This is a genomic window from Corallococcus sp. AB049A (genome assembly GCF_003668885.1).
Classification (GTDB): domain Bacteria; phylum Myxococcota; class Myxococcia; order Myxococcales; family Myxococcaceae; genus Corallococcus; species Corallococcus interemptor.
This window is the reverse complement of the sequence record NZ_RAWL01001080.1, coordinates 1-451: the sequence shown is the minus strand read 5'-3', so window position 1 is coordinate 451 and position 451 is coordinate 1. Positions and strand designations below refer to the sequence as shown.

Annotated in this window: 1 protein-coding gene; it reads left to right on the top strand. The window is 34.4% G+C overall.

The genetic code is table 11. The annotated features are described in order from the left end of the window. Nucleotides 1-297 (top strand): four helix bundle protein (locus D7X55_RS40940; RefSeq protein ID WP_147470496.1); only part of this gene is annotated, 297 nt, incomplete at its 5' end. Between the last annotated feature and the right edge of the window lie 154 nt (nt 298-451).

Sequence of the window (451 nt, the reverse complement as noted above, 5' to 3'; positions counted from 1 at the left end):
GTTCATGATGTAACCCGAAAGTTCCCACAAGAAGAATTATACATTCTAACATCTCAAATCAAACGTGCAGCAGATTCAGTAGCATTGAATATTGCTGAGGGTTCAACAGGACAAACTAATGCCGAGTTTAATAAATTTTTAGGCTATGCACTTCGTTCCAATATTGAAGTAGTTGGTTGCATATTTATTGCACAAAGACGCAATATTATACATCAGGATGACTTTGATAAAATTTACAATATGTGTGAAGAGATTTTATTAATGCTGAATTCTTTACGCAAAACACTAATTAAATAAAAGGTATAAAACCTTATGAGCTTATATTCTCCCCGACTTACTGACCCACTGACTTCCAGACTTCTTAAACCCAAAGATTTAGGTTATTATTTTCCTGCAGAATTTGCTAAGCATGAAGCTACATGGTTAAGTTGGCCTCATAAAGAAGCAAGCT